The organism is Polaribacter sp. AHE13PA, assembly GCF_019278505.1.
GTDB lineage: Bacteria > Bacteroidota > Bacteroidia > Flavobacteriales > Flavobacteriaceae > Polaribacter.
Genome location: NZ_CP058985.1, coordinates 1804546 through 1820756, shown reverse-complemented (window position 1 = coordinate 1820756; position 16211 = coordinate 1804546). Strand labels below are relative to the sequence as shown.

Annotated in this window: 12 protein-coding genes; 10 read left to right on the top strand and 2 right to left on the bottom strand. The window is 31.0% G+C overall.

What is annotated here, in order from left to right; translation table 11 throughout:
• Window positions 1-1989, bottom strand: coding sequence for an excinuclease ABC subunit UvrB (gene uvrB, locus H0I28_RS07910; protein ID WP_218761316.1), 1989 nt, complete (start codon window positions 1987-1989; stop codon window positions 1-3).
• A 30-nt stretch (window positions 1990-2019) separates the two neighbouring features.
• A complete protein-coding gene (locus H0I28_RS07905) occupies window positions 2020-4752 on the bottom strand; it encodes a T9SS type B sorting domain-containing protein (protein WP_218761315.1) in 2733 nt (910 codons plus the stop codon).
• 296 nt (window positions 4753-5048) lie between these two features.
• On the opposite strand from H0I28_RS07905, the gene H0I28_RS07900 reads away from it, so the two are divergent.
• The 10 genes from H0I28_RS07900 to H0I28_RS07855 all read left to right on the top strand — a co-directional run bounded on the left by H0I28_RS07900 (window position 5049) and on the right by H0I28_RS07855 (window position 16176).
• Complete coding sequence (locus H0I28_RS07900; protein ID WP_218761314.1) at window positions 5049-6389, top strand: microtubule-binding protein; 1341 nt, start codon at window positions 5049-5051, stop codon at window positions 6387-6389.
• 222 nt (window positions 6390-6611) lie between these two features.
• On the top strand, window positions 6612-7652 hold the full coding sequence (locus tag H0I28_RS07895; protein WP_218761313.1) for a hypothetical protein: 1041 nt from the start codon (window positions 6612-6614) through the stop codon (window positions 7650-7652).
• Between the two features lie 145 nt (window positions 7653-7797).
• Window positions 7798-9756 carry an AAA family ATPase gene (locus H0I28_RS07890; RefSeq protein ID WP_218761312.1) on the top strand — a complete coding sequence of 653 codons (1959 nt, stop codon included), beginning with the start codon at window positions 7798-7800 and terminating at the stop codon, window positions 9754-9756.
• A complete protein-coding gene (locus H0I28_RS07885; RefSeq protein WP_218761311.1) occupies window positions 9749-10333 on the top strand; it encodes an NUDIX domain-containing protein in 585 nt (194 codons plus the stop codon). Before H0I28_RS07890 ends, H0I28_RS07885 begins: the two co-directional genes overlap by 8 nt.
• Window positions 10334-10415: 82 nt before the next feature.
• A complete protein-coding gene (locus tag H0I28_RS07880; RefSeq protein WP_218761310.1) occupies window positions 10416-11651 on the top strand; it encodes a DUF6638 family protein in 1236 nt (411 codons plus the stop codon).
• Window positions 11652-11696: 45 nt separating this feature from the next.
• On the top strand, window positions 11697-12209 hold the full coding sequence (locus tag H0I28_RS07875) for a hypothetical protein (protein ID WP_218761309.1): 513 nt from the start codon (window positions 11697-11699) through the stop codon (window positions 12207-12209).
• Between the two features lie 102 nt (window positions 12210-12311).
• Complete coding sequence (locus H0I28_RS07870; protein ID WP_218761308.1) at window positions 12312-14051, top strand: hypothetical protein; 1740 nt, start codon at window positions 12312-12314, stop codon at window positions 14049-14051.
• Between the two features lie 254 nt (window positions 14052-14305).
• Window positions 14306-15304, top strand: coding sequence for a lipoate--protein ligase (locus tag H0I28_RS07865; RefSeq protein ID WP_218730980.1), 999 nt, complete (start codon window positions 14306-14308; stop codon window positions 15302-15304).
• A 121-nt stretch (window positions 15305-15425) separates the two neighbouring features.
• Window positions 15426-15794: a DoxX family protein gene (locus H0I28_RS07860; protein WP_368384468.1), complete on the top strand. Its 369-nt coding sequence runs from the start codon at window positions 15426-15428 to the stop codon at window positions 15792-15794.
• Window positions 15781-16176: an OsmC family protein gene (locus H0I28_RS07855; protein ID WP_218761307.1), complete on the top strand. Its 396-nt coding sequence runs from the start codon at window positions 15781-15783 to the stop codon at window positions 16174-16176. The genes H0I28_RS07860 and H0I28_RS07855 overlap by 14 nt, the downstream gene beginning before the upstream one ends.
• The last annotated feature ends 35 nt before the right edge of the window (window positions 16177-16211 follow it).

The window sequence follows — 16211 nt, the reverse complement described above, 5'->3', positions numbered from 1 at the left end:
TTACAATTTTTCTCTCAAAACCGCAATTTCATCACGTAATTTTGCAGCAACAATAAAGTCTAATTCTTTTGCGGCAGCTTCCATGTGCTTGCGTTTTTCTCTAATACGTTTTTCTATTTCCTCTTTTGGTAAATACTGTAAATCTTGTTCCGCGGCAACCTGTTTTGCATTATCGTAATGATAACTAGAAACAGCAGATTTTGACAAAGTATCATCAATTTTTTTGTTAATCTGAGTCGGAGTGATGCCGTGTTTGGTATTGTAGGCAATTTGCTTTTCTCGCCTGCGTTCGGTTTCGTCAATGGTTTTTTGCATGCTGTTGGTCATTTTATCAGCATATAAAATTGCCAAACCATTTACATTTCTTGCAGCTCTACCAACGGTTTGTGTAATAGATCGGTGCGAACGTAAAAAACCTTCTTTATCAGCATCTAAAATTGCTACTAAAGAAACTTCTGGTAAATCTAAACCTTCACGCAAAAGGTTGACACCAATTAAAACATCAAACAAACCTTTACGCAAATCTTGCATAATTTCTACACGCTCAAGAGTATCAACATCAGAATGAATATAACGACAACGAATATCTACTCTTGTTAAATATTTAGTCAATTCTTCTGCCATTCTTTTGGTAAGTGTAGTAACCAAAGTACGTTCGTCTTTTTCTACTCTTTGTTGTATTTCTTCAATTAAATCATCAATCTGATTCAAACTTGGTCTAATTTCAATTACCGGATCTAACAACCCCGTAGGTCTAATTACTTGCTCTACAAAAACACCTTCTGTTTTTTCTAACTCGTAATCTGCAGGCGTTGCAGAGACGTAAATTACCTGATTCTGAATTTCTTCAAACTCTTCAAATTTTAACGGACGATTGTCCATTGCAGCAGGTAATCTAAAACCGTATTCCACCAAATTTTCTTTTCTACTTCTATCGCCACCATACATAGCGTGTGTTTGCGGAACGGTTACGTGGCTTTCATCAATAACCATTAAATAATCATCCGGAAAATAATCTAACAAACAGAACGGTCTTGTACCGGGTTCTCGTCCGTCTAAATAACGAGAGTAGTTCTCAATACCAGAACAATAACCCAATTCACGAATCATTTCTAAGTCGAATTCTGTTCGCTCTTTTAAACGTTTTGCTTCTAAATGTTTGCCTATTTCTTTAAAATAATCTACCTGTTTCATCATATCTTCCTGAATTTGATGAATGGCATTTTGTAAAATGTCTGGAGACGTTACAAATAAGTTTGCTGGGTAAATGGTCAGTTCACTAAAGCTTTCTAAAACGGTATTACTTTCTAAATCGAATGATTCTATTTCTTCAATTTCATCACCAAAAAAATGGACTCTATAGCCATTGTCTCCGTAAGACGGATAAATGGTAACCACATCTCCTTTTACTTTAAAGGTTCCGCTTTTTATTTCGTGTTCTGTTCTAGAATATAAACTTTGTACTAGTTGATGTAAAAATTTTGTTCTTGCAATTTGTTGATCAACATGAATGGGAATGACGTTTTTCTTAAATTCAACCGGATTTCCAATACCATACAAACAAGAAACCGATGCAATTACAATAACATCTCGTCTACCAGAAAGTAGAGAAGAAGTAGTGCTTAAACGCAAACGTTCTATATCATCATTGATGGATAAATCTTTTTCAATAAAGGTTCCGGTAACGGGAATATATGCTTCTGGTTGATAATAATCATAGTACGAAACAAAATATTCTACGGCATTATCAGGAAAGAATTGTTTAAACTCAGAATATAATTGTGCCGCCAATGTTTTATTGTGCGCTAAAACTAAGGTAGGTTTGTCTACATTTTTTACCACGTTAGCAACGGTAAATGTTTTACCGGAACCTGTTACTCCTAAAAGCGTTTGATATTTTTCGCCATCATTAACACTTTGTGTAAGTTCTTTTATTGCTTGTGGTTGATCTCCCGTAGGAGAAAATTCTGATACCAATTTAAATTCCATGATGTAAAAATACGGATAGAAAAAAGATTATTACTTTCTTATTAAACTAAAATTTCCAGAAGCTTTAATTAATTGGTCGTTGTTGTCAATAATTTCAGATTGAAACCAATAATCGTTAGAAGGCAGCGGTTTACCATTATAGGTTCCGTCCCAACCTAGATTATTGAAATCTGTAATTTGGTAGACTGCTTTACCGTATCTATCAAAAATAAATATTTTAACAGATTTAAAGAAAGTGCTATTTATTCCTTTTACATTCCAATAGTCGTTTTTATTATCATTGTTTGGTGTAAAAAACTTTCTATACCCAATTACTGAAACATCGGTTTGCACTGGAGGTTCACAATTATTAAGATCTCTTATATAAATAGTTCTTGATCCTGGAGTGACATGCGTAAAAGTATGTGAAGTTCCATTACCAAAAAAGGTGTTATTATCTAATGAGAATTCATAGGTACTGTTACCGTCAAGACTAATATCAACAATATTATTGGCTTCGTCTTCTGTGTTTACATTGATGTAGTAAATCGTTGCCGCTGGCGGATTAATTACTGTGAATTCTTTAAAACTAGTACAGGTTATTCCGTTTTCGGTTTTGTAAACCGTTAAAGAAAAATCTCCGATAGCATTTAATTTAAAGTCTTTGTTTGTGCTTATAATATTGTCTGAACTATCTCTCCATTCATATAAATCATTGCTAGCATCTGCTGTTAGGGTAATTGGGTTTACATTTGGATTAAAACAAATAGTGTAACTGTCTTGTAGCTCTATTTTGGGAGTAGGATTTACTACTAAATTTATAGGCTCCATTCCGCCACAACCTAACTCATTATCTACTCGAACATAAATAGTTGTAGATGGCGTATTAAGTTTATAAGGAAGTTGATTTTCTGTGGTTTGTGCGTCTAATAATGTTGGGTAAAAACGAATTGTATTTTTAGAATCTAAATTAAATTGGTCTATAATTTCAGTGCTTTTTGTTCTTAAATCGAAATATCCAATACTGTCTCCATTTAAATTGTCTGAGCTATCACAGGTATAATACGTGTCAATGGTACCAAGAGAAACAAACTTAGATTCAATAAAAAAGTTAGTAATGTTTCCACAGCCTTTTTCCGAAATAACTTTTACAAAAAGTTCTTGAGGATTGCTTTCATTTTCGAAGTTTTTTGGATTTGGTATGCGGTTTTCATCATTTTCTGCATCTATGCTGTTTTTGTAGAAAAGATACGCTTTATTAAAGGCATCTTTAACTATTTTATCTCCAATATCAGTTAAATCAAAAAAATCGATTCCATTATTATCAACATCACATTGTATTAATTTTTGGTCTGGAGTTAAAACAGGTAATGGATAAACTGTTACTTCTTTATAAAAAGGAATATCGGTTCCGTTAATTGTTACGGTGCAGGTTACTAGGTAATTACCTTCGGATGCGTATTGATGATCTGAAGATAAACCTGAAGCAGAATTTCCATCGCCAAAATCCCATTGGGCATTAGATATTGTATTATAAGAGTCTAGACTAAAGTTAAAAGTATCTGTAATACATTCATTTTTAGTAACAATTCTATTTCTAAAATAAGATTGAATAAAATTAGGCAAGCCTCTATAAGAAGCACCACTTTTTAAATTTAGAGCTTCATGTTCGTAGTTTGCCAAAGCACCTATTTTATTAGGCTCATGTACAATACTAAGAGTTTGGACAGGAAATAGGTTATAACCAATTTTATAACCATTTATATCATATAGATTTTCATAGGTTGATTGTGCAATATATATTTTTCCGTCTGTACCTAAGCTTATAGAAGATTGCAGTATGTCTAGTGGACCAGAGTATACGGGGGTTCCTCTATAACTTTCATTTGTATTGGCTACTTCTAATTGCATTATGTTATAGGTTTGACCACTATAACTTGCAGAATAATATAAAAATTTAGAATCAGGAGAAAAAGTAAGTCCATAAGCGGCATAACCAGCTCCACCAAATTCTGCTATGGTTACATATTTTAATTTTGATAAAATACCGGTATTGCTATCAAAATTAAAAAACCTGATAAGACCATCATTATATAAAGCGATGGTACTTCCATCAGGAGAAATTGTCATTTCTCCATCATAACTATTTTCATATTTTACATACTCAAGTTGTGTTGTTGTAAATGGTCTTTCTACACCATCTTCTGTAACTTTAATAGCGTAAAAAATATCATTTTCAGCTTCATATGCATTACTTCCGTAAGTTATAACCCAAACATCTTTACCGTTTTTATGGTGTACAGCGGTAATTTTATTTGCTGTGGAATGTATAAGTGGCATGTTCTTGTATTTAACCCAGCCTAAAGGTCTTGAAGTTGAAAATTCTATTTCTGAATGATAAATCATAGGATAAACTAAGGGAGAACTTAATTCTGTTTTTCTAGTTGTAAAAACATAAAAAGTAGAATCACTATTTGGCTTAGGTATAATTATCGAAGATTGCGTGTTGTTTAACTCGCCATTTAAGCCCTCACCATTTATCATTATCTCATTATTTTTATTCCAGATGGTTTGTCCGTCTGTATAAAATAATAAGTTTCCTTGGTTATCCGAAATACTTGAAGAGCCTTTAAGAACTGTCATTTGGCTGTCTTCTAAAACATCTACATTTTCTTTATTAAAATGAATGCCTGCTTTATCTCCAAAATACCAATGATCTGTTTCTCTTTGCGAGAAAGTATTGATACTAATAAGAATAAGTAATAAAAGTAGTTTTATTTTCAAATTGAGGGTTTTAAAAAATAAAAATAAAACTATTTATAGAGTCCTATCATTTTATTGTGTTAAAAAATAGTTGAAACATGTAAAAAATAGAATTAAATATTTTTTTGGAAGTATTATTATTTGAAATCTTGTCAAAAAGTAGCTTTATATGCATTAAAACTTTAAAAATATTAAATTAGTTGTAACAAATAAAGAATCTGAGCTACATATATTTAGATGTGATTTTGTATTTAATTAAAAATTTTTAACGAAATTGCTAGTCTAATAACGTGTTCAACTAAAAAAATAAAAAAACTATGTCTGATGATTTTGATTTACTAGAAACGAGTGCCAATAAAAAAACTGAAAAAGTAGATGTAAATTGGGGGAAAGCGATTGATACCATGAAATCTAAATTGGCACAAGAAGATGATCCAGAGTCTCGCCAAAAAATTCTAAACGCAACCTTAGATGATGTTGTGCACATGGCAGAAAAAGACAGAAGTACGCTTTTAGATGCTATAAAAGACTTAACAGATTACCAAGAAGAAGTTGGTATCATGTTCGAAAAATTTTCAGCTTTAAACCCATCTGAACAAAAAGTAATAGACGATGCTCAAAAAGGATTAGAACGAGCAAGAATAGAGTTAGAAGATGCCCAAAATAAAGCCGATACTTGGTGGAACAATTTATGGGGAAGAAAGTCTAAAATTAAAAAAGAAGAAATAGAATTTGCAGCAGCAGAAAAACTACGTGCAGGTGCAGATAATAAAGCAAAAGCATTGTTTCAGCAACGTATAGAAAGTGCAGATATTCAAACGTTATTAAGTGAACTTTCCTACAAATCTCAAGCAGCAGTTACTCGTCTTAAAAATAGAGAAGTAGAAATAAAAGAAGTAGAAGAAAAGTTAAAAGATGCTATTGTAGAAGCTTCTAAAAATCACACAAAAGCGTTAGCTAAAAAGAAAGAAGTAGAAGCGCAATTAGAAGAGCAATATGCTTTATTAAAACAATCTCGCCAAGAACTAGAAGAAATTGTAGACAAACAATCTACCGCTTATTCAGAAGCAATTGGTAAAATGACTGCTATTGAGCAAAAAGTAGAAGAGTTAGAAGGTCTTAAAAATGCCTACACAACTTTGGCAGCCAGTAAAGATAGTTTTGTGCACAAACACAATTTAACCATTAAAGTATTAACTTCTTTGCGTTCTAATTTACAAACCCATAGAGCAAAATTAAAGTCAGATACAGAAGAAAGGTTAAAGTATTATGATGGTTATGTGGTTGCATTAAAAGCAAGAACAGATCAAGAATTTGCGGCAATTTTAGAACATTTAGGTGTAAAAACGGATGAGCATATCGGAGAAACTTTAGCGTCTATGCATTCTGCAAGTGCTAGAGCTCGTCAAGAAATGATGGACAATATTCCGGTTCACGAAAAAGTGATGACCGGTGTTTATAGCTCTTACGCAGAGGCTTTGCACGAAATTAGAGAGAAAGATGTAGATATCCAAAAGAATTTTGCAGATCGTTACGGGATAGACATGAAAGAGATTTTTGAAGACTATTACAAAGCAGATGCAACTGCTCCAAAAGGAACGGATGCTCCTGCAGCAAAACCAAAAACAGATACTTCTAACGACGATTTGTTAGGGTAAAAAGTATTCAGTTTTCAGTTGTAGTTAGCAGTTAGCTTGTGCCTGAAAATTGTTGTTAAGAAAAATATTTTGGGCGTTACCTTCTTTTTTGAAAATCAAAAAGAAGGTCAGGCTTTTCATTATATCTTTTTTTCGTGCCTCAAAAAAGGATGCCATTTCAATCCTTAACGCAGCTGGCATACTTGCTAAATAAATTCATTGTAAAAGATTATCAACTAAAAAATGATTACAACACCTTTAGATTCTGCACTTTTAGATTCAAAAGAACAATATGTTTTTTATCATAAAATGGTAGATTTTGTATTAAAAGAACTCATTGTAAGTGTGCAACAAGAAAAACTATGCACACATCAAGAATTGTTACTTTTTAAGCAATATTCAGATTTACTTTTATATTCTATAGAAGCCATGCGTATTAAATATATGTATGACGAAGAAGATAATATGAAAGTCGATTTAACAGATTCTGGGTTTCCTAATTATTTAGAATTTCGATTTTTGTACAACGATTTAGAGTTAAGAAATCAGCATTTAGATAAATTAAAAGATGTAGAAATTCTAAAAGCAGAATTTTTAAACACACTTTTAGTTAAAAAACAACGTATTAAAAGGTTAGATTTATTTAAAGCTTCTTCTTTTGTTTATTATACTTCTGTAGAAAAAAAATACATTTTTAACAGATTTGTACAAGGTAAAATATTAACAGCTAAAGAAGGTCAGAATTATCAATATATGACAAGTTGGAGTTTCTACGATGTAAGTCATAACCGACCTTTTATTTGTTATATGTATTTTAATTATGACGGAAAATTAAATAAAGATAAAATTTACCAAGTTTTAAAAGAAACAGCAGATAGAGAAATGTCTTTAGATACAATGGCGTATAATATTGATCGAAAATTACCAGATATCAGACCAAAGCATCTTAAAAGAATAGATTTAGGACCTTTTCATAATGTCTTCGCAAAAGACGAAAATGAAATAACACATACTATTTTAGGTGGAATTGCTAAAAAAGAAATTCCTTTAGAGTCTTATGCTTTATCATTAAAAATAGATGAGGTTTTTTCTGGTGATACATTTACAGAAGGAAGTTTTTTCTCGAAACAAACGATGCAAAAATGGAGTGAAGTTATTCAACAAAAATATGTTTTAGCGCCTCACAGGATAATTCAATTATTATATAACCAAACACCAAGAACTTTAGATAAATTGGCAAAACCGCCGATTGAATTGGCGAGTTTAAAAATTGATGTGAAATAGAGTTTGAGAATAAAGACAAGACCTCAAAGGTTTTTAAAACTTGTGAGGTCTGAAGAATGAAAATTAAAAATATAAAAAATAACCAGGTATAAGAAAAGCAGTGTAAAACTGCCAACTACTACTGCCAACTGCATACTGAAAAACTATGAATCATAATTCTACTTTTCCCATCAAACAAAATGAATTAAACATGCTTCGCGATGAAGCTTCTGGTTATTTAAAAAGTATTCAGTGGGAGCAAAGTAATAGAGCAAAGAATAAAGAAAAAGACGCAAAAGACGAATCGATTTTGCTGTATTTGTCAAGAGCTAATTCAGGAAGCAATGTAGAAGTTACATCAATATCTAAAACTATTTTAGCTTTAAAAAAGAGATTATTGCCAGATTCTATAGCAATACCTGTGTATTTGAATCAGACGTTGTATGCAGTGCAAGAAGGACTCACTTTAGGTATTTGGATTAAAGATAATTATTATGATTCATCTGGTTTATCAAGTTTGCACGAACGAAAATCGGCTTTAGATTCTCCAGGAAAAAGAGAATTTGAAAGTAAGATGCAAACAGCAACCGCTTTACAATTATTTGCGACTTCTTATAAAATTTTACACGATTTAAAACCACATGCTTCAGATGATTTATCGGTGATGAAGCAAAAGTTTGCTGGTATTCCAGAAGTTTCGCTTTTATCACCTTTAAAAGGAATTGCGTGTTCTTTATTTTATTTTGATAAATATTTAGGACATCCAGATATTGTAAAGTCAGACAAAGATGTCATTGATTTTACAGTGGTGTATTTTGAAGCTCTAATTGATGAAATTCAATTGCGTAAAAGCAGTTTAGAATACACCGAAACCATAGTTGATAGAACCTATAAATTAGAAAATTCTGATTTTGCTATTTCTGGTTGGGACAATGTTTTTTCTGGAACCGCAAAAAGTATCGAATTTAATAAAATTCAGTTCGAGCAAATTGTAGGGAATAAAGATGCTAAACATTTTGCACGTAGATTAACAGAAAGAATGCTGAGTTACGATTTTGATGCAAAGAAGAATCCGTTTCAAGAATTGGGTGGTTTTATGCCTGTTTTTATGGGATATGGAATTCCGGGAACAGGAAAATCGATGTTAATTGCAGCCATTGCAACACGACTAAAAGAATATTCAGACAATTTAGAGATTCCGTTTTTATTTCATCCAATGCCAGACACGTTGATTTCTACTTTTCAAGGAGGATCTGCAGAAAAAATGGTAGAATGGATGAAACCAATGCAAGATCCAACCAAATTGATTTTTGCACCTATTGATGATGCCGAAAACAATTTACAAGAAAGGACAGCACAAGGCGTTTCTGCCGGAGTTAAAGAAGTTATTGGAGTTTTCTTACGGTATACAGAAGGCGCTTATGCGGTGAATTATGGAAATTCTTCTATTGGATTATTTACCAACTTGCCAGAAATGTTAGACAAAGCGGTAATTTCTCGTGTACAAGGTAGATTTAAAATTGATGGAGCAAGAACAGAACACGATTTTTTAGATCAGGATTATATTTGGTGGAAGAAATTTGAAAAAACAATGCCCGATTTTGTAAATATGCAAAATCCATCTAATTATCAATTTTTAAAAGATCAAGGATTGACAAAAAGTATGGGAGAAATTTTGGGCTCTGTAGAAAAACCATCCGAACAAAGAGTTTTAGAAGCGTATGACAGAGCAGAGAAAAACCATAGATCAAATGAGCATTTGTTCTTTGCCATTTTATACAAAGAAATTCAGAAAATATTTCCATTCTTTTCATCGAGAGATGTGCGTAATATTCAGTCTGCAATTTCATTGCGATTAACAGATTTCGATTTAGAACAAGATTGGTTTGAAAATCCTGAAATTTATTTCAAACAGAAATATGAAACCAAATTTAACATGTTGCAAGAATTAATGAAAAGCAATATGAAAGGACTTAATTTTTCTGAAATTAGAAGACAAGAAGTAGTGCGTTATTTAGATAATGTTGCCACGATTGCAGATACAGATTTTAAGAGAAAAGTAGACGCGAGAGTCAACCAAATGAACATTGATTTACAAGCAAGAAAAACTTTTGAGAATGAGTAACATCAGAATAAAAAATAGTAAAAAGACATTATTATCAGATAATTATTACACGTTAAATAAATTCAATTTCGATTATCAAATGTCCGACGGAAGTTGGGTAAATCAAATGAGAGAAGTGTATGAACGTGGTCATGGAGCTGGGATTTTGTTGTACAATACCACCAAAAAAACAGTAGTTTTAATCAAACAATTTAGATTGCCTACTTTTTTACATGATAACAAAGACGGATTTTTAATTGAAATTCCTGCCGGATTATTGGATTTAGACAATCCAGAACAATGTATCATTAGAGAAACCGAAGAAGAAGTAGGGATTCGTTTAAAGTCTGTTAAAAAAGTATATGAAGGTTATTCATCACCCGGAGTTTTAACAGAGAAAATGCACTTTTTTGTGGGTGAATATACAGACGATATGAAGGTGAGTGAAGGTGGAGGTTTAGAAAGTGAAACAGAAGATATAGAAGTTTTAGAAATTCCGTTTACAGAAGCTGTAAGAATGTTAAATGAAGGAGAAATAGTAGATACAAGAACTATTGTACTTTTGCAATATGCTATTATTCATAAATTATTAGAGTAATAAAAAGTAATATTAAGAGTAAAAAAAAATACTCCGTGTTTCTCTGTATTATTTCAGTGAAACTCTGTGTAACAATTAAAAAATGCAAAAACTAATAAAAGCCAATTTATACAGAAGCGAGTCCATTAACGTTAGTGGAAAATTGGTAGAACGTTATAATAAATGTTTAGTAAAACTAGGGTTTACAGAAACTAAATTAACTTCTTTTTCTATAGACGGAGTAGGTTGGAGTCCAGAAATAGCAGAAGAAAAAGGGGAACCCTTTTATTTAAATAATGGTGAAGCAAATACCTACGCTATAATTATTACTCCAAGACAAAAAGGATTACCTGTATACAATCCGTTTAATTCTTTTGATAGAGAATTGATGAAATTGGTGTTTAAACATCACGAAAAAACTATTAATGATATTACAAGAGATTCTGCAGTTTGTGTTGAATTTGATCAAAAAATAGATGTTTTTTATGAACCTTTAGATGTTTTAAAGTACAAAGACATTACGATTAAGTTTCATTTAATAGATAACTTATACAAAGCCAAAGAAGAGCAATTACAATTAATTGAATTATTTAATGATGATAACAATTTTATAAACGAAGAGATTCACAATAAATTGATAACATCTGCAAAGAAATATGGAGATTTAAGAGAGAGAAATTTAAGTATAGAAGAAATTATTTTTACAACAGATTCTTTTTATACAAAGGCTTTTGGAGGTGTTTTCTTATTAAGAGATTTAGTAGTACCGGTTCTTGTTTTTCAAAATGAAGCAACCTATAAAGAGGCAATTCAAGATACAACGTATGATGTTTTAATGTATCATATTTCACATAAAGAAATGATTGAGAAATTAATCAGTTATAATGTTCTGGAGTTAGATTTAGAAGAAGAAACTACTAAAAAAAGATACAAGAGAATTCAGAAATATATGTTTTCATCGTATTTAAAAAAATCGACACACTCTGTTAAAGATATTTTAGAAGAGGGGATTTTATTTAAGAGTTATTTAAACAAAATAGATATTTCATCAAGAAAAAAAATAATGGGTTTAGAGTTATTTTTAGAAAAACAGCAAATTTCTAAAAACATAAATCCGAAAGATTTTATTGATGAAGAAATGTATGTGGCTCTGCACAAACCACACTCTTCATTATTACCAAATCATCAAGATTTAATTTGGAGTTTATTAGTAAACATTGCACCAAAAGATGTGTTATTTTTGTATTGGTATGACAAAGAACAATTTTACGAAGTTTTTAAAACTTTAGAAGATTCGACACAAGATTGGGTAATAGAAACAATTTGTAACAATTTTTAGAAAAAATAGACTAATATTATATATAACTTCAATCTTTTTATAACCATGACCATAGAAATCATCATATTTATCGCAGCAATTTTATTCGGAATTGTTATTTATTGGAGAGAATCAAGAGGTAATAAAATGTATCTATTCTTCAATAAAGTAATGAATTCAGAAGAATTACAGATGAAAGATACCGATACAAAAGGTTTTGTGTTTCAGCAGAATTTTGTTTTAAGGTTTGTCTATATCGCTGTTGTATTTCTAATCGGAATTTTAATTGTGCAATTTTTAATTCCCATAAATTATGCAACAATTTCATTGTTTGCATCCATGATTTTCGGAACTTTGATTGGAACTTATATTGCAGGAGCTATTTTTAAATCTTCAGAAATTATTGAAGAACAGACTGAGGCTTTCGAGGATAAATTAGAAGAAATTATAGAAAAAGGAAAAGATTTTGTAGAAGATTTTAAAGAAAAAGATAATAAGGAAGTTGAAGTAACAAAAGAAATGCCTAAAGTAGCAGAGAAAAGTGCTAGAGACCGTTTAAAAGATAAAGGTTTGTTATAAGTTTTCAGTTAAAGTGATTAGTAAAGATAATTAATTAGAATAAAATAGTAAGTATGAGTAAGAAACTTTTAGCTTCAAACTTCATGCTTCAAACTTGTAGTTATGATTAAGAATTATTGGAGTAAAGGAGCAAAGCAAAAGAAAAGAGTCATCATATTTTTAATAATATTATTGGCATTATTGTTCTTTTTTAGAGATGATTATCAGCCAGCATTAATATTTGTTAGAAAATTTATTTTCATAATTTTATTGTGCTTTTCATTACTGTTTCTAGGTTTACGAGGTTTTAGAAAAGCGGTAGGTGTTGGAAAAAGAATCGGAATTTTGTTTTTCTTATCAGCATTTTTTGGAATCTTATATTATGTAGGTTGGAATTTGAAATTCTACGATTATATGAAAACCTACAACGTATTTAACGATTTAAATAAGATAGAAATTCATGAGTTGCCATTAACTCAAAATGAAAGAATTCAGCCATTAAGAAACATTTTCTCTATGGCAAACGAATCTGTAGGAGAAACCAAAGATGTTTCGTTGCCACATTTGGTAAGAGTGGATGGAAATAATCAATGGACTATGGCAATCCAGCCTACAGAAAAATACTATTGGCAAGGATTAAAAGACAATACAGAAGAGGTGTTTTCGGTGTCAAGTACAACTCCTTTTCCTCGTTTTTCATCAGAAAATAGAATCTCGGTGACATTTTCTATTGGAGAATCTTTAAAATTTAGTAGAAATACCTACAATGCGGTAGTACAACGTTTAAATCCTTGGATGCTTTTTAATTACGAACCAAGCGACACGTATTACATGAAAAATGATAAAGGAGCTTGGGTAGAGGTTGTGAGTTTAATAAAGTGGAAAGGCTTCTTTTTTCCATATCCAAGTTTTGGAGGTGTCATGGTCATTGAAAACGGAGAACATGATATTACAGATTATTTAGAAAGAATTACCATTGGTAAAGGAACCTATATAGCTCCAGATGAAATGAAAAATCATGCTTATTTAACCAAGCAAAATACATTGTCAGAGCGCGTATCTCGTTTACAAGCAGAAAGTTTAAAATTTTTAGCAGGTTTTTCAGATCCATTACCTTGGAACATGGAAAGTGCAGTAAAAATTCCTACGGTACCAAAAGATCAAAATGCACAACCTTATGTAACCGATTTCGATTTTTCAGACAGTAAAACAGACGCTTTTAGCGGCTTATATCATTGGTTTGGTTTAGAGCCAGTAGGTAATGAAAGAACCAGTTTAAGTTACAGTGTATTTATCCCAGCAGACGGTACAGATAAGTTTTATTTTTATGATCATGCATCAAAAAAACAAGGATATGCTGGAGTTTCTGCGATGCCTTTAAAAGTAAAAGAATCTAAAAAAGAGTACGATTGGAACTCAAATACGCCCGTAGAATTTAGACCTTATATAAAGAATATTGCAGGTAGAAAAAGAATGTTTTTTCTAGGAACAGTTTCTACAATTAGTTCAGATAATCCAGAACAATTTGATGGTTCTGCAACGCCAGATCTAGCCTTAATTGATAGTGAATATAGAGATGTAGTTTGGATAAATGCTAAAAAACCAAGTACTTGGAACGAGGAGGTTTACAACCAATTAAATGAAGCTTGGAAAACTAGTGAAGGAAGTAATTTGTATTTCGAAAAACAAAAAACAATTTTAGAGCAGAACAAACAAGTTTTAGATTCTATAAAATTAATTTCTAACCTAGATAAAAATCAGCAAATATTAGATTCTATTAAGCTACTTTCTGCACAAGATAAAAAACTTACAGAAATAGAAAAGCTTCAGAGAAAAATAGATTCTATTAAAGAGAATCAGTAGTTTTTGTAGCTATTTCCCGCTTTCATTACTCGCTTTTTTTGTTGAAAAAACAAAAAAGAGCTCAAACAGACCATTCAATCGGGGCTAAGTATATTCGCCAACTTATATAAAAAATAGAAAAAGCTGTTTTTTAAAAGTTGGCTTTTTTTTTGTTTTGAAATTCCCTTGCATCTGTGTTATTTTAGTCTTATTATACTTAAAAAAAACTTTAGAAAATCGTTATATTTGTTAGCTACAATTAATAGATAAAACCTATGATTTTTATTGATAATGAAGGATGTACAGATCCTAAGCTTAATTTAGCATTAGAAGAATATGCGTTAAGAAACTTTGACGCTTCAACAGATTATTTATTATTTTATATTAATGCGCCATCTATAATTATTGGCCGTAATCAAAATACTTTAGAAGAAATTAACCAAGAATATATCGACAAAAATGATATAAAAGTAGTTAGACGTATTTCTGGTGGAGGAGCGGTTTATCATGATTTAGGAAATTTAAACTTCAGTTTTATAACCAATCACGACGGAAAAAGTATTAGTAATTTTAAAAAGTTTACAGAACCTGTAATTCGTGTTTTAAATGAATTGGGGGTAAACGCCGAGTTAAAGGGGAGAAATGATATCCTAGTTGATGAAAAGAAAATCTCTGGAACAGCTCAATTTTCTACAGGAAAACGAATGATCAGTCATGGTACTTTATTATTCGATACAGATATGAGTGAGGTTGGGAAAGCACTTCAAGTAAAAATGAGTAAAATTCAATCTAAAGGACATAAATCGGTTAGGAGCCGTGTTGCAAATATTAGTGAGTTTTTAAAAGAACCAATTACAATGGATCTGTTTAAAAAACAATTACTTACTGGTTTGTTTGAAGCCAAGGAAGCATTTGAAATTCATAAATTAACCGAAGTAGAGTGGAAAGCTGTTAAAGAATTAAAAGCAGCAAAATATGATTTGTGGGATTGGAATTTTGGAAACTCGCCAAAGTTTAACATACAACGCAATAAACGATTTCCAATAGGAGAGATAGATCTGCGTATTTTTGTAGAAAAAGGACATATTTCTGACTTTAAAATTTTTGGAGATTTCTTTGGTAGACAACCCGTTGCAGATCTTGAAGAGCTATTAATTGGTGTTCCTTATGATAAAAATGAAATCACTAAGAAGTTACATCATATAACTATTGCCGATTATTTTGGGAAATTAGAAAATTCAGAGTTTATTGATCTTGTCTACGGTAATGATTAATTTTTTTAAATTATCTGAGCTGTATGTTATATTGTTTTATGTGAAAATACTTCCTTGGATTTATTTTCCTTGGTAAGTAAAAAATTATTTTGTAATTTTGTCAAGAATTTAAAAACCATTCATGATGAAAACAACTAAAATTATCTATTATATTTCTACTGCATTATTAACTGTAATCATGCTTTTTTCTGCAGGAATGTATATTTTTAATCATGAAGCAATAGCAGGTTTTTTTACACATTTAGGCTATCCAACATATATAATTTATCCTTTAGCAATTTTAAAAATTTTAGGTTTAATTTCACTTTGGTTTATCAAAAGTAAATCTTTAAAAGAGTGGGCTTATGCAGGTTTTTTCTTCGATTTTGTGTTAGCTTTTACGGCACACGTAATGGTTAAAGATGGTGGGCATATGACAGCGTTAATTGCTTTTATTGTTTTAATAATCTCTTATATATCTAGCAAGAAAATTACAAATGGAAGAGCATAAGAAAGCAGAAGTCGTTTTAACAAACAGAAACTATTTAGCAGAAGCTAAAACAAGAAACCATTTTTTAACAATGGATCAATCGGTTGCTTCTAGAGGTGATGATAGCGGAGCAACTCCGGTAGAATTTTTATTAACCGCAATTGGAGGTTGTGTTTCTATGACGTTAAGAACGTATGCAGAAAGAAGAGGTTGGGATCTTGGAGAAATAACAGTAAATGTTACTCAACTTAAAGATGAAAAAGGAAGTTATTTAACAGAAAAAATATCCTTTGAAAAAGAGATAACGGAAGAGCAAAGAAAGAAATTGTTAGTATTTGCAGGTAAATGTCCGGTAGCTAAAATGATAAAAGGAGAAACTAGAATATTTAGTAGTATTCTTTAGTTCCGTTTGCAGTTAGTAGTATAACAGTTTACTGT